The organism is Arthrobacter rhizophilus, from assembly GCF_026241105.1.
GTDB lineage: Bacteria > Actinomycetota > Actinomycetes > Actinomycetales > Micrococcaceae > Arthrobacter.
On record NZ_JAPFFT010000031.1, the window covers coordinates 17,426 to 42,061 of the forward strand.

The following is a 24,636-nucleotide window of genomic DNA, read 5'->3' on the forward strand; positions in this document are numbered from 1 at the left end:
TTGCAGTTGGTGGTGGTGTTTATCGGTCGAGGCCCGACCCGGAATCGCGTCGGCTGGGCTGGTGGGTCTTGGCCGGTGTTGCCGGCGTTGGTGTCGCTGGCACCGCTGATCCCGGACGGATGGGAACCATTCCACGCCGGGCAATGTCGATCGCGCTAGGCGCCACTGCAGCCTCAGCTGCCGCCTGCTGTTCGGCACCAACCAAAACCGTCTTCGGCATGGTCGCGGTGAACGGGGCCAGCTGCTCCTCTACCACCGACCGGATGCGCTGAGCCTCGCGGGTCCGCCCGGACTGGGCGTGCATCTCGTACACCGCGAAGGCGGTGTTGATCAGCTGCACCATGAGCGCGGTCTGCGCCGCAGTCCTATTCTTGCTGGACGCTGCCATGAACAACATCGCGGTACCGGCAATGGACGGCAACGCAATAGGTTTGCTGTGCTGTCGTGGCGCGCGGAGCTGCGCGGTACGGGACAGTTCGGCGGCGGTGGCCGCCAACGGTCCGGGCGTCGGTTCGAGCCGGTACGACCATGCCGCGAACGCCCCGGACACTTCCCGCGCAGCCTTCGCCCACGTGGCGTGATCATCACGCGGCAGTGCGCGCAGCTGCTCAACCAGTGCGGTCGCGTTGCGGGTGTATTCCACCCATGCTTCGGCCGGTGGTGTTGCGTTCTCGGGGCCGGTCCTGGAGACCGTGCGCTTGTTGCGGGCCGCCGCGTTCCATTCCGCTGCAGCATCGGTCGCCAGATGCGGTGAATCCATCCACTCTTCACGCAAGGCGCCGAGTTTCAGGTCAGAGGCGAGAGTCCCGCCGCCGAACCAGATCGGACGTTCTCCCTGCTTGGGACGTTCAGCTACGGAGTACCCGACAATAACGTCCGTGGTGTTCTTCGCGTAGCGCGGCCGCACCAGCAGGCCGGTGTCCCGGGCCCGGCGTACGAACTCCGCTTCGGTCGCTGAGGCGCTGGCACTGGCACGGACCTTCCGCGCCAGTGACGCCCGGTGCATTTCCCGGTCGTCCCTGACGGCGGTGGCTTTCTCGGCCCGGTCGTAGCCACGGGTGGAATGCACCGTGGAGAGCTGTTCCAGACCGTACTTGACCTCCAGCTCCCGACAGGTCTGCTGTGCACGCTTGTAGTCCCCATGGGTGGAGGCTTTGGTGCCGTCCTCCCGGACGAGAGAGACCGCCAGGTGAATGTGGTGGTTGCCGTTCTCAGACGTGCCGTGGTTCACCGCGGCCCACCGGCACGGTGCCTTGCCGCTGGCTTCGGAAAAGCCCATGGAGTCCACGAAGTCGTTGGCTATATCGCCCCACTGCTGGTCAGTCAGTGCTCCCTCTTCAGCGCGCAGGCTCAAGGAACAGTGCCACACACTGGCGTCCTTATACCCGACGTGCACGCGCTCCTTCTTCGCCGCGTCCCACCGCAGGTCTTTGATCCGCACCGAGACACCGAACATCTTGCGCGGCCGGTCCAGATGCTTGGCAATCGCCAGGGCATCGCCGCCGTCCAGGACCCCGTCGTCGTACCACGCCATGATGGCAGCATCCCCGGCAACAAGGTGCGGATCCTGGTGGGCGTTCTTCGTCTTGTTGGCATCGGTCGATGCCAGGTAAACCAGGAGCCCGCCAATACGCGAACCGCGAGTGATGTTCGGAATCATCCCTACATCAGCCCCTCAATCGCATCGTCGATCCGCATGGCCACGGAACGTATGTGCTTCAGCGCTTCGCCGGCTTCGGCGGGGAACTCGCCGGTCGCGTTCGCCTGCCGTGCGAGCTGGTTGATGTTATTGGAGGAACGGGCCAGAAGATTGTGCAGAGACATCAGTTCCGCAGCGATGGCCCGGCGTTCCGTAGGTGAATCAGAATGCTCCGACAGTGCCGACGAAATCAGCAGGTTCGGAACAGTAACTCTCTCGCGCTCAGCCCTGGCAACGAGGGCGGCCTCTTCCTCCACAGTGACCCACACGTCACGGCGCTTCTTGCTCCCTGCTGGAGTGTTCTCACGGCGCCGGCGGGAAAGCCGGGAACGAGCAGCATTCTCCTCCGCCACTCGTTCCCCCAATCCATTAAAAGCCCAGCGCAGCGAACCCGGAACCGGGGACCACACTGACAAGTGTGCCGCACCCGACCGCCAGAGTCGAGCGCGGCAAGCCACTTACACTTGCTCCGGACGGTTGCGTTGGAGGGTTTTCGAACCACGGGTGCGACCCACCGGAAAACCACTCCCGCCCTGTGGGTAGCGGAACGGTTAGAGTCGGTGCATGGACATCAACGACATCGCCGCCAAAGCCGCCGCAAAAATCGACGCCGCCCGCGACGTCAAAGTCAACGCAGTGAAAACGGCCGCCGCCAGCGGCGTCGAACTCGCCGAAGCAGCCCAGCTGCTTGCATCCGCCGAACAAAAGTACGCCAAGGACTACCAGGCAGCCCTCCGCGCCGACTGGACCGACTCCGACCTGCGCAGCTTCGGCCTCGACGCCCCGGCCAAGAAAGCCAGCGGCCGCCCACGCACCCGGAAGGCCGCCGGCCAAGAAGCTTCCTTGACGGGCGCTTCGCAGTAGCAGCCCCTCGCCCACGGTAATGATGGTAAAAGCTATTTCTTCGGGCTTTTCCCGCACACCTGTGGACGACGGGACCCACCTGACCGTTTGCACACAACCGCCAGGGCACCAGCGGCCAGCACGGCACCGCCGGGACCGGCGATCATGCACAACCTCCGAGCATGATCCTCACCTAATCAGGAACCAGTTCCTCATTTACCACCCACGAGACAAACAACCGGGGCCCGCACCGACACAGGGTGCGGGGCCCGGATGTTTGTCCGCCTACCGACGCTCCTTCGACCCTCGGAATAAGCCGCAGTAGAAGCAGCGTGAAGACACTTACGCCGTGCGTCATGTGTTCCCGCTTGCGGTTCGCAGCCATCTCTATGAAGGGATCTTTTGCTCTCAGGTTCTACACCGCTTGCAACTTCTTGATGGAGACGCACGAGTGGTGCGACGACGGCGGGACGTTCGCCCGTGCCATCGATTCAATGGCGGAGGTGATGCACATTTGTCCTGATCGCCAGGCGATTCCGGCGGCTCATCCGTTAGCGCTCGAAGCCACCCTCACGTGATTTATCGTGCGCGGCTCCGGCGCGTCCTTGGGGCGTCGGGTGGGTGTGTGGAGGGTGCGTGTTCTTCGGAGCCGCGGGGAAGTTGGCGGCCTGCAGTCTGCGCAGTCGTGCAAGGGCCGGGTCCACCTCCGCCTGCGTTGCTGAAACCTCTGCTGCTGGTGGTGGTTTGGTCGGGTCGATTGATGCCTTGAGTTTCTCATCCAGGTCCGCGCACGTCGCACGTGCTGCGACGAGTTTGTCTTCGTATTTGAACGGCTTGCCGGCCTGGTTCTCGATCTCGGAGAGCACCGCCTGCTTTTCGATAATGGTCTGTCGCAGCTGGGTCTCGTAGTCGGGTACCCCGGATACTTTGTTCTCCAGACGGGTGATGATGCCGGCGCTTCCTTCCAGCAGCTCCATGCGGGTGAAGACCAGCGGAGGCGCCGGAACGTCCTTCAGGGTGATCGCGAGATCCTGGTAGGAGCCGAGCCTGGAGTCCTCGGCCGCGTTGCGGACCTGCAGCTCGTGGCCGCCCAGGGAAGCCCTGGTGCCATAGTCCTGTTTTTGGCGGTAGTAGTTTCCGTATTCGGGTGTGTGCGTACGCACCCATTCCGAGATGGCGGCCACGGCCTCCGGGCGTTTGGAGTAGCCCCTGCCATCGATGCTGGCGGCAAAGGACTCCCCCGCCGTCGGGGTGATGCGCCGGAGCGCGGCCTGCACCGCGGGCAGCTTGCTTTCGGCTTTCTTGATGCTGGTTTCGGCGGCGGCCCTGGTCCAGGCCAGGGTGCTTTGCCCCTTCTCGTGGGCACGTTTGAGACGTTCGAGTTTGGTCCGTGCGGCGTCGGCCTCGATCTTCTCCATCACCAGCGGGTTCCCGGAGGTCGCGGCTTTGATTTGTGCCGCGTTCAGGGCCAGGTCTCCGACGTCCTCGATCTCGCGGATATCCAGGCGCCCGCGAAGGACCTGCTGGATCATGGTGGCCTTGCGCTGGATCCCGTCCCAGGCGGCACTGTCGTAGCTGCCGCTGGTGGCGTACTGGAAGTTGTGGACCTCGGCGTTGGCGTTGCCCTGGCGGATGATGCGTCCGTCGCGCTGGGTCAGGTCAGCTGGCCGCCACGGGCAGGTGACGTGGTGGATTGCTTTGGCGCGGAGCTGGACGTTCGTACCGGTTCCCATCATGGCGGTGGAGCCGATCAGCACGGTCACTTCCCCGGAGCGGCATTGGGCGAAGAGCTGGGCTTTCTGCTCGGGCTTGGGCGAGTCCTGGATCAACCGGATCTGCTCTGCCTGGATCCCGCCGGCGACGAGCTGGTCCTTGAGCTGCTGGTAGGCCGTCCAGACCGGCTTCCCGTCGGGCCCGGTGTTCTTGGACGGCGTGCTGAGGTCACAGAAGATGATCTGCAGCGCACCCTTGTTCGCCGAGGGGATGCCGGAGCGGAAGCTCGTGTCGTACTCGTTCTCGCGGTTCTCTTCCCAGACCCTCAGGGTCTTGGCGACAACCGCATCCAGCTTGGTCCCGGACTCCGGTTCGATGCCGACCATGCGCAGGTCCAGGGCGGCCTTGCGGCCGTCGTTGTAGACGCTCAGGGCGTTGTCCGCGCCCTTCTCCGCCCATCTGGAGAGGGAGTCCAGCCGGTCCGCGAGGCCCTTCATGTACTCGGCCAGCTCCGGCGGCTGCGGAATCAGCACCAGCTCCGTTTGCCGCTCCCCGTCCCCGGGCCGGCGGGCAAGGTCCGGGGTTTTCAGGTTCAGGTCCTCGGAGAGCTTCACATCCGCGAAGACGTGGAAGGAGCGCAGCATCTCGGGGACGTTCTTGAACTTCGCGAAGCGCGGCTTGTTCTTCAGCCGGCCTCCGGCGCCCATCTCGATCGCGGTCACGGTTTCCCCGAACGTCGCACCCCAGACGTCGAAGTTCTCCACGCCCGCGGCCTGGAGCAGGTCCGGGCGCAGGTAGCGCTGCATGACGTGCGCTTCGGTGATGGAGTTGGCGATCGGTGTGCCGGTGGCCATCGTGACGACGCGTTCCCCGTGCGTGGCGCGGAGGTATTCGAGCTTCAGGTGCATGTCCGTGGCCCGGATGGACCCGGCGATTTCGGCGCCCTTGATGTTGGTGACCGTGCGCAGGTTCTTATAGTCGTGGGCTTCGTCGACGAACAGGTAATCCACGCCCGTGTCCTCGAACGTCAGTCCAGGATCCGGTGCGGTGTCCATGAGCCTTTTCATGCGCTCTTCTTCGGCCTGCAGCTTGGTCTCCAGCTTCTTCACCGTGGTCCGGTCTTCACCCTCTTCCTGGGCGTTGACGATGGTCTGCCGGACGTCGGCGATGAGCGATTCCTGATAGGCCTCGATGGTCTCTGCCTTCACGCCGACGCTCTTGAAGGCCTGCTGGGTCATGATGATGCCGTCCCAGTCGTTCGCCGCCGCACGGGCGACGAACTGACGGCGCCCGGCCAGGTCCCCGCTCCTGGTCTTGATGTCATCGGACCCTGCCGAGAGCAGCCGGGCCTGCGGGTACAGTTCCAGCCATTCACGGGTGAACTGCTCCAGCATGTGGTTCGGAACGACCACCATGGGTTTGGAGGCCATGCCCAGGCGTTTGAGCTCCATCGCACCCATCACCATCTCGGCGGTCTTGCCCGCCCCGACCTCATGGAAGAGGCCCACGGCCGGTTCGGAAATGATCCGCGCCACGGCGGTGCGCTGGTGCGGGTGCGGGGTGAAGGACTTCGCCAACCCCGGCAGGCTCAGCCGGTGCCCTTCCTTCGTGTAGTCGCGCAGGGCCAGGGAGTTGAAGCGGCGGTTGTATTCATCAAGGAGCCGGCCGGCCCGTTCGGGGTCTTCCCAGACCCACTCGGCGAAGCGCTCCTGCAGGGCTTCGGCCTTTTCCTGGGCCGCCTCGGTTTCTTCGAGGTTGGCGACGGATTTGCCCTCCTCGTCCTTGTCCTCGACCTGGATGCTCTTTTGTTCCAGGATGCTTTGCAACAGGTCCGGAGCGGGCCGGCGCACCGTCCCCCACTCATTCGCGGACCGGACCGTGCCCCGGTTGGCTTTGACCCGCCAGATGCCGGCGCCGACGCTGCTCACGCTGGCGTTCGGATCGGCCAGAATGTCCTTCACGAACAGCTGGTGCTCCTCGGAAGAGATCCAGACCGCGCCCAGACGCGCCTCGACGTCTTCCATGCCCACCTTCGGCGGCTGGACTTCCTCCAGGGCGGTGACGTTGACGCCCCAGCGTTCGTCCCCTGCCGCCGCTGCCCGTGCGGCGTCGAGCTTGGTCCGCACGTTCCCGGACAGGTATTCAGGTGCCGTGACGAGCCTGCCCGTTGCCGGATCATCGAACACGAGCGTGCCCAGCCGGTCGAGGGCTTCCTCTTCCGTCACGCCCAACAGCTCCGCGATCTTCTCCAGTTCCGGGGCGCCATACGTGTCCAGGGCGATGGCCAACGCTTCGTCAACGGTGTCCGCACCCAGGAGCGGTTTGCGGGCCACCACCTGGCGGTGCTGAAGAAGCGCCGCCGGGGTCGCTGTCCGGGTTTCCTCGTTGAAACTCTCCAGGGCCGGCGGCAGGGCGCCGAAGGGGTCCGTCTGGCGCAGGATCCGCACGGCCGGTGCCGCACGGCGGGTGATGATGTCCTCGCCCGTTTCCTTGTCCGTGCGGACCGTCTCCGTGAAGCGGTTCAGAGGTCCGTACTTGAGGGCGTATGCCGTGTACTTCTCAGCCAGGGCCGTGCGTTGGGCCGATAGTTCCGGGGTGTCTTCGCTGTCGGACGCCTCCATCTCCAACAGGGACCGTGCCCCGTCCCGCAACCCCAGCAGCTCGCCTAGCTCCGCCGCGTGTGCTTTGGGGACCGGGAAGGGTGCCTGTTCCCCTGCCCGAGCCACGGTGAATGTTCCGTCGGGCCCGGCGGTGATGGTGCCGTCCCACTCCTGTCCGGGCCCCGGCAGCAACGCCGCCGGGGTCTTCCCCGGAGCCGGCTCGGCAGGGGCGTGGCCCAGGCCGGCCTCCAGCGCGTCGGTCACGATGACGTCGAGCCGCCGGGCGAGCAGCTGCGGGACGGCGGCGAGGTCCTCGGCTCTCACGCTGACGGTTTCCTCGCCGTACATGCCGTTTCCAACGGTGATCTGTCCCAGGACGTTTTGGGGGTTCAGGTCAAAGTAGTTGTTGATCTTCACGTTGCGGTCCCCGACGATTACGGGCCCGACGGTTTCCCAGTCCGTGTTGGCAGGCTCCCGGCCCGGCTCGCGCTTGCGCAGCAGCAGCAGGTCGGTGAGCGCTTCGGTGCCGGCGGCGCGGCGGTGGGCGCCGGTGGGCAGGCGCACGGCGGCTACCAGGTCCGCCATTGCGCTCATCTCCCGCCTCGAGGTGGGGTTGGTTGCGTCCATGGTGAAGCTGGAGGTCAGCACGGCGACGTAACCGCCGGGCTTCACGGCCGCCAGGCTTTTCAGGATGAAGTGGTTGTGCATGGAGTGCCGGGAGTCGGCGTTGTGAGTCTTGTCGTAGAGCGCGTTCTTGCTGAACGGGACATTGCCGACCGCAAGGTCAAAGGAATTGGACGTGATCGGGGTGTCCGCGAAGGATTCGCTGCGGATGCTCGCGTCCGGATACAGCCCCCGGGAAATGGCGGCCGTCAGCGGATCCAGCTCGACACCGGTCATCCGGGCGCCTTCCGGGGCGAAGCCGAGGAACGTTCCAGCTCCCGACCCCGGTTCCAGCACCTCTCCCCCGGTGAAACCGAGCCGGTCCACGGCGGACCAGATCTCCTTCACCAGGGCAGCGTCGGTGTAGTAGGCGTTCGTCGTCGTCCGCGATGCCGCGGCGTACTCACGCCCGCTCAGGACCTCGCGCAGCTGCGCGCGCTCGTCCGCCCAGTCATCCTTGTCGAACAGCTGGGGCACCGCGCCCCAGCCGGACCACTGCGCCAGGGAACGCTGCTCGGCCCCGGTGGCCAGGCGCTGCTGCTCCTCCAGCTCCCGCACGACGCGGATTGCTTCCAAGTTCGCCGCGAACCTGGCTTTCTGTCCCGAAGGGGCAAGGTCGGCCTGGGACGCGGGACGGAAACGTCCAGCCGTCGCCGGCCCGATCGTCTCCTGGTGCTGCGGTTCGGGTGCTAGTCCTGCCCGTCCTCCCGGCGCGCGGAGCCCGGCTCCATTTCCTCCGGTTCCGGGGGAAGACCTGCGTAGATCATCTCCTGGTACACCATCTCCCGTGCCCGCAGCTTGGCCATGTTCACCAGCCCGATGTACTCCATCGGCGGCTCCGAACCCCTGGTCGGCGTCAGCTCCTCGCTCAGGTCCCAGATCGCCTGCTGAATCTCCTCCCCCAACATCGAAAAGTGCGTCTCCGGGTCCGCGATCTGCGCGAAGGCCTCCGGATCGTGCTTCTTCATGGTTTCCATGGCGTGTCTGCCGTGCTCGTTCATTGACTACCTCTCCCGGTTCGGCCCACAAGGACTCCAGACTCAGCTGACCCTCAATGTGGTTCTTAGATTTCCTCGATGCCATGTGCGCCGCTCCCCCTCCGTTTGCCTCCACGCTAGCGAAGGCCCCGGAGGACTCACAGTCACACGCTTATTCCTGCGGGGCCTGGAGACTCTTCCGTTGCCGTGCGAGCTCACGGACGACCGTGGCCTCACTGACGTCGATGGTCTTGGCGATGTCACGGACCGTCCGCTTTTCGCCGCGCATCCGATGCGCCGTGGCTGCCTTGTCCGGCGTCATCTTGGTCGGCCGGCCACCCACTCTTCCCCTCGCCTTGGCAGCGGCAAGCCCGGCCATGGTCCGCTCGCGCAACCGGTTCCGCTCGTACTCGGCGATCGCCGAGAAGAAATGGAACATCAGCACGCCCTGGGACGTGGTCGTATCCAGCCACGTCTCGGTCAACGACCGAAGCCCGACATGCCGGTCTGCCAGCGTCTTCACGATGCCGGCAAGGTCGGCAGTGTTCCTCCCGAGCCGGGACAAATCGTTGACCACCAGGATGTTCCCGGGCTGTAGGTGATCCAGGCAGTCCTGCCACTGCGGTCGCTCAGTCGTCGCACCCGACGCAAAATCCGTCCAGATCCGGAAGCACCCGGCAGCGTTCAAAGCATCCAGCTGCAAGTCCACCGACTGCTCAGTCGTGCTCACCCGGGCATAACCCATCAACGTAGCCACATCAGCCCTCCAAGCAAAGTGGAGCGGTTTCACCTGGAAGATGGGGCATGGGGTGGGCATTGACACCGGCACCGCGATGCTCGTGCGCGGCGGGGTCCACGGTGAGAACGATATCGTCTCGATCGGGAGCGCACCAAATGTTGCCGCGAAACTCAGCGAGATCCGTGGCACGAAAACAATCAACATCTCTTCCGCCGTCTATAACCGACTAAGCGAGCCTTCCAAGGTCTCCAAGGAAAAGAACATGTGGACGCTGATGGGCGTGAAACCCTATGGCGGCAAGTCCGTAACCTACTACGGCTCGTCTTACACCTGGGCGCCATGAGCCATCAGCAACCGGAACGACCGCGGCGTTTAGGTTAGCCCGGAATCATGGGACTAATCAGGAGTGGAAAGAAAGCTGAATCAAATTCGGCCGTCTCGGACAAGGAAGCCCTTGAGACAGCGTGGAAAATCCACGCTGCCCTTGTCGATTGGACCGGGAAGGTGGATGCCAAGGCTTCGTTTGCATTTGCCTTGATCGGCCGGGCTCGCGACGCTGGTCGCGCTATCTGCCAAGGGCCGACTCTTTGGGATCTTGGCAGGGCCGGTGCAGAACATTACATACTATGCGGCAATCTTCTCGTTGATTATCGCCGCTTCCTGCGCGATGTGGGTTGTTGTACCCCGCCTCAGAATGCGGCATGTCGGGAAGGAATGGCCTGACAACTTCATATACTTCGGACACTTGAAGTACTGGGACGCCGCAGAACTTCCCAGGAAGATCAGGGACACGGAGATGCTTCCTATCATCACCAAACAGATGGTGGGCATGAGCAAAATTGCCTGGATGAAACATCTGCTGGTGAAAGCCTCAATGATCCTCGCCTCGATCCGAGGCGTTTGTCTTCTGACCTGCGGCCTACTGGTCCGGGCTGGCCTAACACCATGAGAGTTGGGCCTACCGCGGCCGCCGGAAAGCCCTCTCACCCGAACGGGCCGCCGAACTCCGGGAGCGGGCGCAGGCCGGGGAACAGAAGACGGCCCTGGCCCGCGAATTCGGCATCAGCTGCGAAACCCTCCACAAGTACCTCAAGAACGGAAACTAAGGAGCTGATCAACCGCCGCTGGAAGCTGTGGGCCCGTCGTGCACGGACTGCTTGTCGAGCAGATGCCGAACTTTCTTCATGTAGCTTTCGCTATGCGCCCGAAGAGCCTGCCGTTGCGCAGTGGTCATGACGACCGGGGACTCAGCATGACTTTGAACGCCTGGGTAGCGCTGCCCATGAGTATGGCAGTCTCGGCGGCCCGGATCATGTGCCAGACAGTCGCGGGTGCATGTCTATTCTCTGCGGTTGAAGATGAATGAAAAATGTGCACACCAAACGGTTTTCCTACCAAGAATCGTTGCGTGTTTCGGAAACGACGGTGGTTGCCCAGGCATAAGCCAACGTCAGCACGAGTCCGCACACCAGAAAGGCGAGAACGGCAACGCCGCGGGAGTCCTGCCTTTGATATTGGGAAACTCCATAGTGCCAGTGTCACAAATCCGGCAATCACCAGACAACAATGACACGGCAGCCGAAAAACGTCCGCGTCCTGAAGATCAGCGAACTCGAAACCATCACTGACGACGTCATCGAAGCAGCCGCCAGCACCCTTGTCATCGGCAACTGACGACAAAGAGCGACAACAAAACACAACCAAAAACTCCGAAGTCCACACACATCGGATACATCAGGGTCAGCAGCCTGGAACAGAACAGCCAGTGCCAGCTCGAAGGTCCCCGGCTGGACTGAACCACCGCGGCTTCCGGTTCATGTTTTGCATCTGGGCAGATGGAACCTTGGTAGATTGCGCTAGAACCAATGACAAGGTTGGAGCCACCAATGTGGAGTTACCCCCGCAAGATAGAACGCGGTAGCAGGCGATTGATGAGTGCCTGGTCCTGGCAGCGCGTCCATTTGAACCCTTACCGAAACGGCAGTGGGGGATTGGCAAGTGACATGACGCACTTCGGCTCCACAGAGCTTGGCAAAGCAAGAGCGGCACTCCTAGCAACTGGAGTCGACCATCTTGAGGTCCTTCTCAGTCACTGCACGATGTCATTTTCATCGCTCCCTCGGCTCATCATGGGTAACCAGTTGCCGTGGCCATTTCTGGCAATGGCACGTATCTGTATCGCTATGTAGTCGAGCCGGGAGTGGCTCCCGAGGCCAGACTAATGCGCATGGCAGCGCTGATGCTCTGGAGCAATTCAGAGGAATCAAAGATGGCAAAGGCAGCCACGGGGACCGACCCGGAGGCGCTCGAAGAAATGAACGCAGGGGTCGCAGAAACCCTGCGGAGGATTCATTCGATGGTCTCCAGTGCTGGTTTTGAGATTCAGGGCGCCCGGGTGGTGGATCCGGCAAATGGTCTGAAGCCGGTATCGGCAACAATCTCGGGGATTGACCTCATGCGGCTTCAATTCCCTGACCTTGGAGAAGAGTCCTACCGCCGCCTGTCTGGGTTTGTACACGGAGCAGCCTGGGCGCTGGGGAAAGCGACAATGCGCTTTGCGGCGCATCTTCACAGCCCCACGATCGACGCAATGACTGTCATATGGGCCTTCGATCTGTGTGGTCGCTCGCTTGGCAAGATGATGGCGTTCTCGGCTAGCTACGCTGGCATACCGCTGGGAAATGTGCCCGAAAGGCTTGACGCGCTTTCGCGCTTACCCGCAGTGAGCATGATCGCCTGCGCGAGCGAAAGGGCAGGGAGGTCTTTGTGGGCCCAGGGCGTGGATGGAACTCTCCCTTCTCATCCATCATTGTTCAGGCCCGTGGACACGCACCGTTAGTCAAGGACCCCCGGACAGGTCGCAGGTCGGAACGGCCATCCAACGACGAGCAAGAGAGAACCGTGGGCGACTGCGACGGGGTCCCTCGAGTGTCCTAACTCGGCCCGTTCAAGGAAGTGAAAAGAATTGCACGAAGCCTGTGGGAACAGGTCCTTGGACAGTGCGTTCCACTCTTCGGCGGACTGTGCGAGCAGATGCGCGGCCCGGACCCGGGCGGAAATGGTTTTCAAGAACGGCATGCGCGTCCCCCGCGCGATAATTCAAGCTTCTATTCTGGACCACCCCGCCGGTGGTGACGGTGGTGATCGCCGCCCGTGACCCCGGCGGTAGCCCCCTGAGCGCCTGAGAAGGCGGCCCGTTCCCAGGTGAAGTTCCCGCGGCGCCCCGGCCCCGCACATCTGGTGTGTGTCGTCTGGGAAAGGACCGTGACTGGCGAGGTAATCGGCCACAATGTCCCTAAGAGTTGCCTGCGAAAGGGGCCGCGCATCTGGCGCGGCGAGCATCCAGCTCTCTAGGCCGTCGTGCTCCGCCCAGCGTCATACACTCCTGCGGGCTCACCCGCACCAACGTAACGAGAGGTCGGCCAAGCGGCACCACAATTCTCATCCCTCTGCACGCCGGAGGAACTTCCTATCCGTTTACACCTCTGGCACCAAAGGTCGTCGCCGTGAGCACCGTCTCACGGCACGTCATGTCGCGACGTCATGCCACCCCGATGAAGAATCGTGAATGGGAAGACTTGCGGTGAATGTGGTCAAGACTTCGAACAGTCTCGCACCTCGCAGAGATTCTGCGCTACACGCTGTGACAATAGGCAGCGTGACCGTCGACGGCGGACACGGAGACGGCCATGACCGTGTCCATCGCCAGGCTCTCCGCGCAGTCGGGCCTGAGGTACCTGTTCAAGACCACGATGATGGACGACGTCTCGCCCGCTTCCCCGGACGCAACCAGCTACTACATGAAGGCCGGGACACCGCAGGGGCGCTGGCTCGGTAGCGGCCTGGACGGCATCACCCGAGCCCGCGGCGACCCAGTCACCGAAGCCGACGCCAAAGCCATCTTCGACGAAACCGTCCATCCGGACACCGGCGCTCCCCTGGGCCGCCCGCACGGCCAACCCACACTCGTCCAAAACAGCCAGGGACAAGCCAGCACGCGCCGCGCTGTCGCCGGATTCGATCTGACGTTCAGCGTCCCCAAATCAGTCTCCGTGCTCTGGGCGCTGAGCCCGCGGACCTTCCAAGACCAGATCCTTCAAACCCACCACGACGCCGTCACCGCCACACTGGAATGGTTGGAAGAGTCCGTCATCCACACAAGATCCGGACGCAATGGCGTTGCCCGCATCGGCACCACGGGAGCCATCGCCGCCGCCTTTGATCATTGGGAGTCGCGCGCCGGGGACCCGCAGCTGCACACCCACCTGGTCATCGCCAACCGCGTCCAACGGATCACCGACGGCGCCTGGGTCACCCTCGACTCCCGGACCCTCTACAAGGCCGCGGTTGCCGCGAGCGAACACTACAACGGACTGCTCTTCGATGCGCTCCACCGCCACCTCGGGACCGACACCGACATCCGCGAGCCCGCAGCCACCACGCATAACCCGAGTGCGCAGCTCACCGGCGTCGATGACAGCCTGATCCGCGAATTCTCCCACCGCTCGCGCCTCATCGAGGCGGAAACCGACCGTCTCGTCGCCGCATGGACCACAACCCACGGCACTCCTCCAACGGCAACAACCACCATCAAGCTCCGCCAGCAGGCAACCCTCTCCACCCGCACCGCAAAGGCCAACACCATCGCGCCGCTGCACCAACTCTCCGAACAGTGGCGGGCACGCGCCGAAGCCAAGGGCTTCGACCCCCGACTCGTGCTGGCCAACACCATCCGGCGTTCACGGACCACTCCCTTCCGCTCGTCAGACTTCACCGCCGAGTGGGTGGACGCCGTTGCGTCGCTCACCCGGGAGCGGGTCGCCACCAAGCGCGCCACTTGGAACCGTTGGAACCTGCTGGCCGAGGCCGAACGGGTCTGCGCCGCGATCCGCTGCCACACACCGGAAGACCGCAACACCCTGATCGACGCCGTCGCCACCGCCGCCGAAACCCAATCGGTGCCCCTGAACGACTACCGGTACAGCGTCCCCGCGGACGCGCGGCCCGATCTGCACCTCGGCACCCGGAGTGTCTTCGACTTCCACGGCGCCCGCCTCTACACCGATGCCACCACCCTCGCCTGCGAGGAGGCCGTCATGGCGGCAAGGAACGACGACGGCGGCCCGGCTATCCGCCCAGGCGTCGCCATGGAGGTACTCGTCGGCTACAAACATCACGGCAAATTCGGGCTGCATGAGGACCAGAGGGCCGCGGCAGCGGAGGTGCTCGTGAGCGGGAACCGGCTCGACGCCGTCGTTGGTCCCGCCGGCACCGGCAAAACCACCACCCTCGGGGCAATCAAGACAGCTTGGGAAGCAGAGTTCGGTCCCGGCACCGTGGTCGGGCTCGCACCCGCGGCGGCGAGCGCCGAGGTCCTGGGGCGGGAACTCGCCATGGTCACCGAGAACGTCAGCAAATGGTTGTACGAGTCCGTCGGTCAAGGAGCAGGCCACCGGGCGGAGCGGTTCTTCGCCGTCGAGCAGCGCCTGGGCAACTCTGTGGCGAATACCCGTCTGGGGCAGGAAGCCATCCGGCTGGCCGCAGAGCAAAACAGATGGCGGTTCCACCCGAACCAGCTAATTGTCCTAGATGAAGCCTCGATGGTTTCCACCCTTCAGCTCTCGGCGCTGGTGCATCAGGCCCGGGACGCCGGAGCCAAAGTGCTGTTGGTGGGCGATCCCGGGCAGCTGGATGCCATCGATGCCGGCGGCGTCCTGGGCTGGTTGGACCGGCAAGGCAAAACCAGCCGGTTGAGCACCATCTGGCGGTTTGAACATGCCTGGGAACGGGATGCCTCTCTGAAGCTTCGCGCCGGGGACGTCGCGGCCATCACCGCCTACGACACGCACCAACGGCTCCGCCACGGCCCTTATCTGGACGTGCTCGACCATGCCTACTTGAATTGGCAAGCCGACATGCTGTCCGGAAGGTCGTCCATCCTCATCGCCGCGGATAACGACACCGTCGGCATGCTCAACGAACGAGCGCAGGCAGACCGCGTGATACAGGGTCTTGTGGATGCCGAACAGGCGGTCCTTCTGGGCGACGGGATGCGTGTCGGCCGTGGTGACACGGTCATCGCTCGCCGCAATGACCGCACCGTTACCGACAGCAACGGTGATTTCATCCGCAACGGCACTCTGCTCGACGTCGTGCGTGCCGGCAAGCGCGACGGCTCCCTGGTAGCGGTCCGGAGGGACACCGGCGCCATCGTCACCCTACACCGCGAGTATGTCGAGTCGGCGGTGGAGCTGGGATATGCGACGACGGCCCACCGCTCCCAGGGGATCACGGTCGACACCGGTCACACCGTCGTCACCCAAGGACGTCTCACACGTGAGCTTCTCTACGTCAGCATGACGCGCGGACGCGGCGGTAACTTCGCCTACGTCAGCGAAAACGACCCCATCGACCACGAACCGCTGGACCCCTCCTTGCAGCCGCAATGGCAGGAGATCCTCGCCGAAGTGCTCGCGGCAGAAGGCGCCGAACGAACCGCTCACGAAGTCCGCGACGCCGAACAGTCCAGCGCCGACACGCTCGACCGGCTCAGCGCCGAATACGACTACCTCGCCCAAATTGCTGCCGCCGAAGACCTGAGAAGGTTCATCAAGGCGCGCACTCTAGAGATTGATGAGGTGTTGCAGCAATCCCCCTCGTGGGGCGCGGCCGTCGCAGCCTGGCGCCGAGCGACCGCGGCCAGCCGGCCCGGGGCTCAGCGGACTGTCACCGCCGCTTTGGAAACAAGCGGCGATGCAAAGGACGTCGCAGCCGTTCTGCACGCCCGGCTCGTCACCTTCTCATCCCGCATGCCAGCCAGCGACCGTGCCGTCATCCCCGAACCAATTCATACCAACCGGCCCGACCTTGCTGACATGATCAACCAAGTAACCCATGAGATCAGGCAGCGGGCCAAGCAAGTCGCGTCGGCCGCTTTGACGGAGGACGCTGAATGGAAACGAAAACTCGTCGAAACCCTCCCGCCGAACGTGACCGCGACAAATACCGCCCGCCTGGTCGCCATGGTTGCCATCTACAGGGACCGCTGGGGTATCGACGACTCACCCCTCCCTCTGGGACCTGCACCGGCAGACCATGATTGGGAACAGTCATCGCAGTATGAACACCTCAAGCGCGTTGCTGACCGGGCTTCGTCCCAAGCCAACCGGCAACAACAACCCGGCCAACGGCTGGAAGATTCGATCTCCCGACAGATCAGCCCCATTACTGTCGGTTGGCAGCTCTGACATCAAAATCACGATGCTCCTCCGCACGGTCATGCCGCCTGCACCGTTGTCTCCCATGAAGTAGGAACAGCGCCTGGCCGTATGTCAGGTGACCAAGACCACGGAGACTCCAATGACGACGACGCCAAATCGCAACCAGCCCGTCGAGGCTGACCAACAGTGGCTAACCCCAAAAGAGATCTGCGCACAGCTACAGATCCCCGAACAGACCTTCTACCAGTGGCGAGCCAAGCACGTCGGGCCACACGCATACCGTATCGGCAGGCACCTGCGCATCCGCCAGAGCGACTTCGTTGCCTGGCTGTCGCTGCACGCAGAACCGTAACCGGCCCAAAACCTGCACGCGATAAATGAGCAGGTACCCACTGCCCCTCGGAACATGGGGTCTCATCCGCACCGACCGGGCAACAGCAAGAAGCTGGCGTGCACGGGCCAGATACCGGGACCTCGACGGGCAAACGCGAAAAATCGAAGCCCGAGGGCCGTCCGCCGCAGCGGCACGGCGAAATCTCCAGATCAAACTGCAAAAAAGGCAGACCCAAGGCAACGCCTTCATCAGCGCAACAGACCAGATCCGCGACCTCTCGGAGGTCTACCTGGCAGAACTGCAACGCTCGGACAAGGCATCACGGACCAAGGACAAGTACGCATTCAGCGTCAAGAAGTACATTCTGCCTGGAATCGGCTCTGTCCGCATTGGAGAGACCACGCCAGGCGTCGTGGATCACTTCACCCGAAATGTTGTCGACGCGGCCGGCCCCGCTACGGCCCGCACATGCGGGGCCGTGTTGTCGTCGATGTTCAAAATTGCGCTGCGCCACGACGCTGTGAGCATCAATCCGGTCCTAGGAATCTCCATCCCGAGAAGTCGGGCGGCAAAGCCTCAAGCCCTGGATCCGGAACAGTTTCTGGATCTGAGGACCAAGCTCATTGCTTGGGAGCAGGGATCGATGCTTGGCCGCACGAGATCCCAGGAACTCCACCAAATCGCCGACGTCCTCATCACCACAGGCTTACGGCCCGGCGAGCTATTCGCACTGTTCTGGGCCGACGTCGACCTCGACGCAGACCCGCCAACCGTGCATGTCCACGCCACAGTCATCCGTACTTCCACCGGCAGCGTCACCATTCAAGACCACCCAAAATCCGAGCACGGATTCCGCTACGTGACCATACCGCCAAACCTCGCCGAGTCGCTTCGAAGGCGACACCTCAGGCAAAGCACCAGCGCCGCTGCGAATCCCTTGGACTTGGTCTTCCCCTCATCTACAGGAACGGTGTGCGATCCGAACAATATCGGCAAGACCTGGCGCAAAGCGGCAGACGACATCGGATACTCGTGGGTGACGTTCAAAACGTTCCGCAAGGCCAACGCGACCCTCATTGCACGGACCATGGGCGCCGAAACGGCCGCGTACCAGGCCGGGCACTCCAAGGTGTCAATGACCCGAAAGCACTACGTCGAGGAATACAAAGAAGCGATCGACACACGGGCCGTACTCGGCGCCTTCGACGCAGCCAACGGGGGACCAGGAGCGCCTGGCAAGACCGGTCTCCAAATCTGATCTAGGTGAGTTAAAGGTGAGTCCGGCGCCAAAAAGTTCAAATAGCTCTGACCAGAATCAACAAACCTGCACGTCAAAGCCAAACTAAGAGCCCCCTGTCGGATTCGAACCGACGACCCCCGCTTTACAAGAGCGGTGCTCTGGCCAACTGAGCTAAGGAGGCGCGCCCCGGCGGACCGGGACAGATGCCCCGGCAAGCCGGAGCTGGTGCGCATCAGCGCTAGATAAGGGTAGCCCAAGACCTCCCGCCCACGGAAATTCCTCGCGGGCGAGGCTCCAAAGCGAGCGCCCGGCGGCCCCACCCGCCGTCGGGCCCTCAGTCCCGCGCCGCGAGCACCGCCCGGGCCGGCGTCAAGATTCCCGCAGGACGATCTACTTCTTCGCGGCCGCAGCGGCGTTCAGGTCGGCGACGAGGTCCGTCTTGCCGTCCCACTGCTTGCCTTCGACGAAGACCGTGGGCGTACCGGTGACTCCGATGACCGCGGCCTCCTTTGTGACAACCTTGACGAACGGGCGGTAGGTCTTGCTGTCCACGCAGGAGTCAATGTTGGCTGCGCCTGCTTCGGTGGCCATCTTCTTGAGGTCGTTGTCCGAAAGGCCTGCGCTACCCTCAGCGGGCTGGCGTGCGAACAGCAGGTCAACGAAGGCCGAGTACTTGTCCGGCGAAGAGTTCACAACGCAAGCCGCGGCATTGGCGGCACGGGAGGAGTAGTTGGTGCTGGAGCTGGCGTCAAGGAAGCCGAGCGGACGGTACTCCAGGCTGATCTTGCCATCGTTGCGCAGCTGGGTCAGCTGCTGGTTGTACGTGGCTTCGAAGTTCTTGCAGACCGGGCAGATGAAGTCGATGTAGGCCACTACCTTGACCGGCTTGCCGGCCTCGGCCTCGGCACCGGGAGCGGTCACCGTGGCGGGCGGGGTGGCGGGGGCTGACGGCAAGGACGCCAGGTCGACCGTGGCTGCCGCGGCCTTCGTCACGTCGGTGCCCTTGAGGAGGGTGACGCCGCCGTGCACGTTGGAGTTGGCCGGCGTCGGGCCTTGATCGGCGATGGGGGCGTTGTTGGTAATGTTCTGGCTGACTATCAGGGCAACCACTGCGAGGATCGCCACGACGGCAACCACAATGCCCCACCCGATGAGCAACTTGTTGCGCTTGTCCTTCTTCAGCTGAGCTTCGCGGATCTCGCGGGCCTTTTCGCGGGCCTGGGCGGTGCGCTCTGCCTTGGACAGACGTGGTTCGTTTGCGGGGCTCATCAGTTCCTCGTGATTGATCGACGGCGTTGGTCTAGCTATGGCAACGGGGCCAGTTTACGGGAGAAGACTGACAGCCATGCTGGGGTCTTGGACTCCAGTCCGAGGAACGAGCAAGTGTCCTTGATGATTCCCGCCGGTAGGGTGGGAGATGAGTCACAAGCAACCCCAGGGGGCAGCAATGCAAGTACCGGCAAGCGAAATAATCGACATCGCACCCGAGGGCAGACAGGCGCAAAAGTCCACGAAGTACGATTTCATGGTGGTCTCCAACCGCCTTCCGGTGGACCGTTTCCCTAGCGACGGCGGGGATAACGCGGCCGAGGGATGGCGCCGCTCTCCCGGTGGCCTGGTTACGGCCCTCGCCCCGATTATGACAAAGACCGACGGCGCGTGGGTGGGCTGGCACGGCGCCCCGGACGAGCCCCTTGAGCCTTTCAGCCACAGCGGGATGGACTTGGTTCCCGTCGACCTCAGCACCGACGATGTTGAGCTCTATTACGAAGGTTTCTCCAACGCCACCCTCTGGCCGCTTTACCACGACGTCATTGCTCCGCCGGAGTTCCACCGCACATGGTGGGACAGCTACCGCCGGGTCAACCGCCGGTTCGCCGACGCCGTCATCCAGCACGCGGACCACGGAGCCACCGTGTGGGTACAGGACTACCAACTCCAGCTCGTGCCGAGCATGCTCCGCCAGGCGCGCCCGGACCTACGGATCGGTTTCTTTAACCACATCCCGTTCCCACCGCCGGAAATCTTCGCCCAGCTACCGTGGCGCCAGGCCATCATCGAAGGACTGCTGGGCGCTGACCTGGTGGGCTTCCAGCGCCCCAGTGACGCGGCGAACTTCATGCGCTCGGCGCGCCGCTTCATCGGCGCCAGCGTCAAGCAGCAGCAGATCCATGTCAAAAGTCCGGACGGCCGGATTTCGCATATTGCCCGCGCACAGGCCTTCCCGATCTCAATCGCAGTGGACCAGATCAGCGAACTCGCCGAGCGCCCGGACATCATCGAACGCGCCCGGCAGATCCGCCAAGACCTCGGCAACCCCAAAACCATCCTCCTGGGCGTAGACCGCCTGGACTACACAAAGGGCATCCCGCACCGCTTGAAGGCGTTCGAGGAACTCCTCAAGGAAGGTCGGCTCACAGTGGAGGACGCCACGCTGATCCAGGTGGCGAGCCCCAGCCGCGAGCGCGTGCGGCAATACAGGCTCCTGCGCGAGGAAATCGAAGGCACCGTGGGCCACATCAACGGCAGCTACGACACCATGCAGAACACCGCCGTCCGGTACCTCCACCACAGCTACCCGATCGAGGAAATGGTGGCCCTTTACCTTGCCGCCGACGTCATGCTGGTCACGGCATTGCGCGACGGCATGAACCTCGTGGCCAAGGAGTATGTCACCGCCCGGACCAACAACACGGGAGCCTTGGTCCTCAGCGAATTCACGGGCGCCGCAGATCAACTCAAGCAAGCACTCCTGATGAATCCGCATGACATCGACGGGCTCAAGAACACCATCATGAGGGCCGTGCACCTGCCCCCGAATGAATCCCGCCGCCGGATGAAGTCCATGCGCAAACAAATCCTCGACCACGACGTCGATCATTGGTCCGCCGAATTCCTCTCGGCCCTAGCAGAAACCGTGGTACGCGATGACACGTGAAACAGCGGGCACTCCCCCTCTGAGCTTGTCCCCTGAATTGCTCGACGCCGTCCGCCGGATCGCCGGAACAGATCACCTTTTGGTGGCGATGGACTTTGACGGCACCATCTCCCCGATCGTGGACCACGCCGACGCCGCGCGCCCGCTCCAGCGGTCAGCGACCGCTTTCGCTGAGCTCGCCGAACTTCCGAGGACGACGACGGCGCTCATCTCCGGGCGCGCATTGGCCAGCCTGCGGGCGGTCGCCTCGCCCCCCGAGGCCACGCTGCTGATTGGCAGCCACGGCGCGGAGGCGTGGCTGGGCGCCGGTTCGGCGGAACTCCAGCTCGACGATGCTCAACGGGAGCTCCTCGCCGAAGTCCGCGAGGTCTTGGCGGGAATCTCGCAGGAAGCTCCGGGGACAGTCCTCGAAGACAAACCGGCCGGCGTCGTACTCCACACTCGGCGTGCAGCAGACGACGTGGCGGAGGACGCTGTGGCCGCGGCGCGGACGGTCCTTGAAGGCCGTCCGGGAGTCTTCCTCAAGAACGGCAAGCGCGTCCTCGAAACGTCTGTGGTGCATTCGTCCAAAGGCGAGGCTGTCGATTTCCTGCGCCAGGTGACTGGCGCCACCGGTGTCCTTTTTGCGGGCGACGACGTCACTGATGAAGACGCGATTGCCAGGCTGGTTGCCGGGGATGTCGGCGTGAAAGTCGGGCTGGATTTCACCCAGGCCGAGTTCCGGATCGAAGCCCCGGTTCATGTCGCCGAACTCTTGGAAGCGGTCCTTCGCGAACGGCGCCGCGAAGTCTCGAGAGACTCATCTCACATGTGACATTCGTAACATTTGGGCGATTACCCCGAGCTACTGCCATACTCTTGGTTGTGATGTGACGCACAACTACCGTGCGGCGTCACTCAGTCTCCCTTGCCCGGGCTCAGCCCAGGGCGGGGAGTCCAACTGAATAAACATGAACCATTCACAACGGATCGTCCGGCACGTACCTGCCGGTGAAGGGATTGATAACTGTGGCTACAGTTACTTTTGATAACGCTACGCGTCTGTACCCGGGCACAGATAAGCCCGCCGTCGATAAGCTCAACATCGACATCGCCGATGGCGAATTCCTGGTCCTCGTTGGACCCTCCGGTTGCGGTAAGTCCACCTCGCTGCGCATGCTCGCAGGCCTTGAGGATGTGAACTCCGGCCGCATTCTGATCGGCGACCGCGACGTCACGGACGTCCCGCCGAAGGACCGCGACATCGCCATGGTCTTCCAGAACTACGCCCTGTACCCGCACATGACCGTTGCGGACAACATGGGCTTCGCACTCAAGATCGCCGGCGTCTCCAAAGAAGAGCGTGCCGAGCGCGTCCGTGAAGCAGCCAAGCTTCTTGACCTCGAGCTCTACCTGGACCGCAAGCCGAAGGCGCTCTCCGGTGGCCAGCGTCAGCGCGTTGCCATGGGCCGCGCAATCGTCCGTAACCCGCAGGTCTTCCTCATGGATGAGCCGCTTTCCAACCTGGACGCCAAGCTCCGTGTCCAGACCCGCACCCAGATCGCTTCCCTGACCCGCCGCCTCGGCGTCACCACGGTCTACGTGACCCACGACCAGGTCGAGGCCATGACCATGGGTGACCGGGTTGCCGTCCTCAAGGACGGGCTGCTGCAGCAGGTAGACACCCCGCGCAACCTGTACGACCGCCCGAAGAACGTCTTCGTGGCCGGCTTCATCGGCTCCCCCGCCATGAACCTGCTGGAACTGCCGGTCGTCGACGGCGGCGTCCAGTTCGGTGGAACGGTTTACCCGGTTCCGCACAACGTTCTCGAAGAGGCCCACGGCAAGACCGTCACGCTCGGTTCCCGTCCGGAAGACCTTGAGACCGTCGGTGCCGGCGAAGGCCTTGAAGTTGAGGTTGACGTTGTCGAAGAGCTCGGCGCCGACGCCTACGTCTACGGCCACACCACGCTTGATGGCAAGAGCCACGACATCGTGGCCCGTGTCGACGGCCGCCGTCCCCCGATGAAGGGCGAGTCCATCTTCGTTCGTCCGCAGTCGGGCCACGTGCACCTGTTCGACACCAAGACTGGCCTGCGCCTGGGCGACTAACACCCGCACCGCACTAACGACGGCGGCCCTTCCGAAGTGGACGGGCCGCCGTCGTCGTTAACAGCAGCCTCCATACGGAAGAATTGACACCATGAGCGAGCAAAGCGGTGCCAAGTGGCATGACGAACCCACCGACTACGCGCAGATCGGCAAACTCCCGCGCACCGAGGCCGCGAGCGCCAATGACGTCGCGCCACCGGCGGGTGTGATCGGCTCCCTCAACATCACCGCTGCAGCGGCGGATCCCGAGCTCCTGGACCTGCCGTGGCACATCGCGCTCGAGGACTGGCCTACCAAGAACCTCGCTGCCCTGCCCCGCGGTATTTCCCGCCACATCGTGCGTTTCGCGCATTTGGGCGGTTCGGTCATCGCCATCAAGGAAACCTCCGAGCACGTTGCCCGGCACGAGTACCACATGCTCCGCAAGCTGGCCCGGATGGACGTACCCTGCGTCGAGCCGGTTGCAGTCATCACCGGCCGGACCACCGTTGACGGCAAGCCGCTCAACCCCGTACTGGTCACCCGGCACCTCAAGTTCTCCATGCCGTACCGCGCGCTCTTCTCACAGATGCTGCGCCGGGACACCCTCACCAGGCTTATTGACGCCCAAGCGCTGCTGCTGGTGCGCCTGCACCTGATCGGTTTCTATTGGGGCGACGTTTCCTTGTCCAATACCCTCTTCCGTCGGGACGCCGGCGCGTTCGCCGCGTACCTGGTGGACGCCGAAACCGGCGAGCTGTACCCCGATCTTTCGGTGGGCCAGCGCGAGTACGATCTCGAGATTGCCCGCGTCAACATTGCCGGTGAACTCATGGACCTGCTGGAAGGCGGCCTCATCGAGGAGAAGGTGGATCCGGTAGCGACGTCGGAGCTCATCATGGACTCCTACCGCCGGCTATGGGCCGAACTCACCGAAAAGGAATCGTTTGAGCTCGGCGAACGTTGGCGCGTGGGCGCGCGCATCCGCCGCCTCAACGAACTCGGCTTCGACGTCGAAGAATATGTCATCAAGACCACCGCGGACGGCTCCACCATCCAGCTTCAACCCAAGGTCGTCGACGCCGGGCACCACCAGAGGCGGCTGCTCCGCCTCACCGGCTTGGACGCCCAGGAGAACCAGGCCCGCCGGCTGCTCAATGACATGGATTCATTCCGGGCGGACAACAATCCGGACATGGACGAAGAAATCAGCGCCCACACCTGGGTCAGCCAGATCTTCGAGCCCATAGTCCGGTCCATCCCGCGCGACCTCGCAGGCAAGCTGGAACCGGCAGAAGTAGTCCACGAAGTCCTTGAGCACCGCTGGTACATGAGCCAGAAGCAGGACAGCCACATCCCCTTGGCCGAAGCCGTGCAGTCCTACTTGGACACCGTGCTGCGCCACCGGCGCGACGAGGCAGCCATCATGCTCAATCCGGACACGGCGTTACTGAAGATCCTGGAAGCGGAAACCGAGGAATCCCGGTACGAGCAGGACGAATACCCTGATTCGGACGACTAGCCCGAAGTTACGTCGGCCTCTTGTCTGGATTCGTTGAGTTTCCGGGCAGGAGGCCTTCTTTCGGTCGGAAGATGTAGA

Annotated in this window: 17 protein-coding genes, 1 tRNA gene and 2 pseudogenes; 13 read left to right on the forward strand and 7 right to left on the reverse strand. The window is 63.5% G+C overall.

Annotation, left to right across the window (positions count from 1 at the left end):
* Nucleotides 1-19 precede the first annotated feature (19 nt).
* Together OOZ51_RS19110 and mobC are read right to left on the reverse strand one after the other, a co-directional pair.
* The gene (locus OOZ51_RS19110) at nt 20-1,660 is read right to left on the reverse strand and encodes a relaxase/mobilization nuclease domain-containing protein (RefSeq protein ID WP_265981352.1); all 1,641 of its coding nucleotides are present in this window, start codon (nt 1,658-1,660) and stop codon (nt 20-22) included.
* Between the two features lie 2 nt (nt 1,661-1,662).
* The gene (gene mobC, locus OOZ51_RS19115; RefSeq protein ID WP_265981353.1) at nt 1,663-2,052 is read right to left on the reverse strand and encodes a plasmid mobilization relaxosome protein MobC; all 390 of its coding nucleotides are present in this window, start codon (nt 2,050-2,052) and stop codon (nt 1,663-1,665) included.
* A gap of 211 nt (nt 2,053-2,263) precedes the next feature.
* Between mobC and OOZ51_RS19120 the strand changes: the two genes are divergently transcribed.
* Complete coding sequence (locus tag OOZ51_RS19120; protein ID WP_265981354.1) at nt 2,264-2,563, forward strand: hypothetical protein; 300 nt, start codon at nt 2,264-2,266, stop codon at nt 2,561-2,563.
* A gap of 530 nt (nt 2,564-3,093) precedes the next feature.
* On the opposite strand, the gene OOZ51_RS19125 is transcribed toward OOZ51_RS19120, so the two are convergent.
* The 3 genes from OOZ51_RS19125 to OOZ51_RS19135 form a co-directional block, all read right to left on the reverse strand.
* The gene (locus tag OOZ51_RS19125) at nt 3,094-8,094 is read right to left on the reverse strand and encodes a helicase-related protein (protein WP_265981355.1); all 5,001 of its coding nucleotides are present in this window, start codon (nt 8,092-8,094) and stop codon (nt 3,094-3,096) included.
* 113 nt (nt 8,095-8,207) lie between these two features.
* On the reverse strand, nt 8,208-8,519 hold the full coding sequence (locus OOZ51_RS19130) for a hypothetical protein (protein WP_265981356.1): 312 nt from the start codon (nt 8,517-8,519) through the stop codon (nt 8,208-8,210).
* A 148-nt stretch (nt 8,520-8,667) separates the two neighbouring features.
* Nucleotides 8,668-9,252: a recombinase family protein gene (locus tag OOZ51_RS19135; RefSeq protein ID WP_265981357.1), complete on the reverse strand. Its 585-nt coding sequence runs from the start codon at nt 9,250-9,252 to the stop codon at nt 8,668-8,670.
* A gap of 52 nt (nt 9,253-9,304) precedes the next feature.
* Here OOZ51_RS19135 and OOZ51_RS19140 point away from each other — a divergent pair, with 52 nt between their 5' ends.
* The 8 genes and pseudogenes from OOZ51_RS19140 (at nt 9,305) to OOZ51_RS19175 (ending at nt 18,046) form a co-directional block, all read left to right on the forward strand.
* On the forward strand, nt 9,305-9,577 hold the full coding sequence (locus OOZ51_RS19140) for a hypothetical protein (RefSeq protein WP_265981358.1): 273 nt from the start codon (nt 9,305-9,307) through the stop codon (nt 9,575-9,577).
* A 252-nt stretch (nt 9,578-9,829) separates the two neighbouring features.
* The gene (locus OOZ51_RS19145) at nt 9,830-10,183 is read left to right on the forward strand and encodes a Pycsar system effector family protein (RefSeq protein WP_489667155.1); all 354 of its coding nucleotides are present in this window, start codon (nt 9,830-9,832) and stop codon (nt 10,181-10,183) included.
* A 28-nt stretch (nt 10,184-10,211) separates the two neighbouring features.
* A pseudogene (locus tag OOZ51_RS19150) lies at nt 10,212-10,340 on the forward strand (helix-turn-helix domain-containing protein); the annotation flags it as partial.
* 478 nt (nt 10,341-10,818) lie between these two features.
* Nucleotides 10,819-10,908, forward strand: a pseudogene (locus OOZ51_RS19155) (AAA family ATPase); the annotation flags it as partial.
* 595 nt (nt 10,909-11,503) lie between these two features.
* Nucleotides 11,504-12,073, forward strand: a complete 570-nt coding sequence (locus tag OOZ51_RS19160; protein WP_265981360.1) for a hypothetical protein — start codon at nt 11,504-11,506, stop codon at nt 12,071-12,073.
* Nucleotides 12,074-12,923: 850 nt separating this feature from the next.
* Entirely contained in the window at nt 12,924-16,481 is a 3,558-nt protein-coding gene (gene mobF, locus OOZ51_RS19165; protein WP_265981361.1) for a MobF family relaxase, read from the forward strand.
* A 112-nt stretch (nt 16,482-16,593) separates the two neighbouring features.
* The gene (locus OOZ51_RS19170) at nt 16,594-16,806 is read left to right on the forward strand and encodes a helix-turn-helix domain-containing protein (RefSeq protein WP_265981362.1); all 213 of its coding nucleotides are present in this window, start codon (nt 16,594-16,596) and stop codon (nt 16,804-16,806) included.
* Nucleotides 16,807-16,831: 25 nt separating this feature from the next.
* Entirely contained in the window at nt 16,832-18,046 is a 1,215-nt protein-coding gene (locus OOZ51_RS19175; protein WP_265981363.1) for a site-specific integrase, read from the forward strand.
* Between the two features lie 89 nt (nt 18,047-18,135).
* Here the strand turns inward: OOZ51_RS19175 and OOZ51_RS19180 are convergent.
* Both OOZ51_RS19180 and OOZ51_RS19185 read right to left on the reverse strand, forming a co-directional pair.
* A tRNA-Thr gene (locus tag OOZ51_RS19180) sits at nt 18,136-18,209 on the reverse strand.
* Between the two features lie 209 nt (nt 18,210-18,418).
* Nucleotides 18,419-19,297 (reverse strand): DsbA family protein, encoded by an 879-nt coding sequence (locus tag OOZ51_RS19185; protein WP_265981364.1) that lies wholly within the window; start codon nt 19,295-19,297, stop codon nt 18,419-18,421.
* 178 nt (nt 19,298-19,475) lie between these two features.
* Between OOZ51_RS19185 and OOZ51_RS19190 the strand changes: the two genes are divergently transcribed.
* The 4 genes from OOZ51_RS19190 to OOZ51_RS19205 all read left to right on the forward strand — a co-directional run bounded on the left by OOZ51_RS19190 (nt 19,476) and on the right by OOZ51_RS19205 (nt 24,558).
* Nucleotides 19,476-20,966 (forward strand): alpha,alpha-trehalose-phosphate synthase (UDP-forming), encoded by a 1,491-nt coding sequence (locus OOZ51_RS19190; RefSeq protein WP_265981368.1) that lies wholly within the window; start codon nt 19,476-19,478, stop codon nt 20,964-20,966.
* Entirely contained in the window at nt 20,956-21,780 is an 825-nt protein-coding gene (gene otsB, locus OOZ51_RS19195; RefSeq protein WP_265981365.1) for a trehalose-phosphatase, read from the forward strand. Before OOZ51_RS19190 ends, otsB begins: the two co-directional genes overlap by 11 nt.
* Nucleotides 21,781-21,974: 194 nt before the next feature.
* The gene (locus tag OOZ51_RS19200) at nt 21,975-23,057 is read left to right on the forward strand and encodes an ABC transporter ATP-binding protein (RefSeq protein WP_265981366.1); all 1,083 of its coding nucleotides are present in this window, start codon (nt 21,975-21,977) and stop codon (nt 23,055-23,057) included.
* A 91-nt stretch (nt 23,058-23,148) separates the two neighbouring features.
* Nucleotides 23,149-24,558 (forward strand): DUF4032 domain-containing protein, encoded by a 1,410-nt coding sequence (locus OOZ51_RS19205; protein WP_265981367.1) that lies wholly within the window; start codon nt 23,149-23,151, stop codon nt 24,556-24,558.
* Nucleotides 24,559-24,636 lie beyond the last annotated feature (78 nt).

Coding starts and splice junctions, on each gene's coding strand:
- mobF (WP_265981361.1), top strand. CDS start 12,924: ATGACCGTGTCCATCGCCAGGCTCTCCGCGCAGTCGGGCCTGAGGTAC.
- OOZ51_RS19185 (WP_265981364.1), bottom strand. CDS start 19,297: ATGAGCCCCGCAAACGAACCACGTCTGTCCAAGGCAGAGCGCACCGCC.
- OOZ51_RS19170 (WP_265981362.1), top strand. CDS start 16,594: ATGACGACGACGCCAAATCGCAACCAGCCCGTCGAGGCTGACCAACAG.
- OOZ51_RS19110 (WP_265981352.1), bottom strand. CDS start 1,660: ATGATTCCGAACATCACTCGCGGTTCGCGTATTGGCGGGCTCCTGGTT.
- OOZ51_RS19205 (WP_265981367.1), top strand. CDS start 23,149: ATGAGCGAGCAAAGCGGTGCCAAGTGGCATGACGAACCCACCGACTAC.
- OOZ51_RS19175 (WP_265981363.1), top strand. CDS start 16,832: ATGAGCAGGTACCCACTGCCCCTCGGAACATGGGGTCTCATCCGCACC.
- OOZ51_RS19130 (WP_265981356.1), bottom strand. CDS start 8,519: ATGAACGAGCACGGCAGACACGCCATGGAAACCATGAAGAAGCACGAT.
- OOZ51_RS19160 (WP_265981360.1), top strand. CDS start 11,504: ATGGCAAAGGCAGCCACGGGGACCGACCCGGAGGCGCTCGAAGAAATG.
- OOZ51_RS19120 (WP_265981354.1), top strand. CDS start 2,264: ATGGACATCAACGACATCGCCGCCAAAGCCGCCGCAAAAATCGACGCC.
- OOZ51_RS19190 (WP_265981368.1), top strand. CDS start 19,476: ATGCAAGTACCGGCAAGCGAAATAATCGACATCGCACCCGAGGGCAGA.
- otsB (WP_265981365.1), top strand. CDS start 20,956: ATGACACGTGAAACAGCGGGCACTCCCCCTCTGAGCTTGTCCCCTGAA.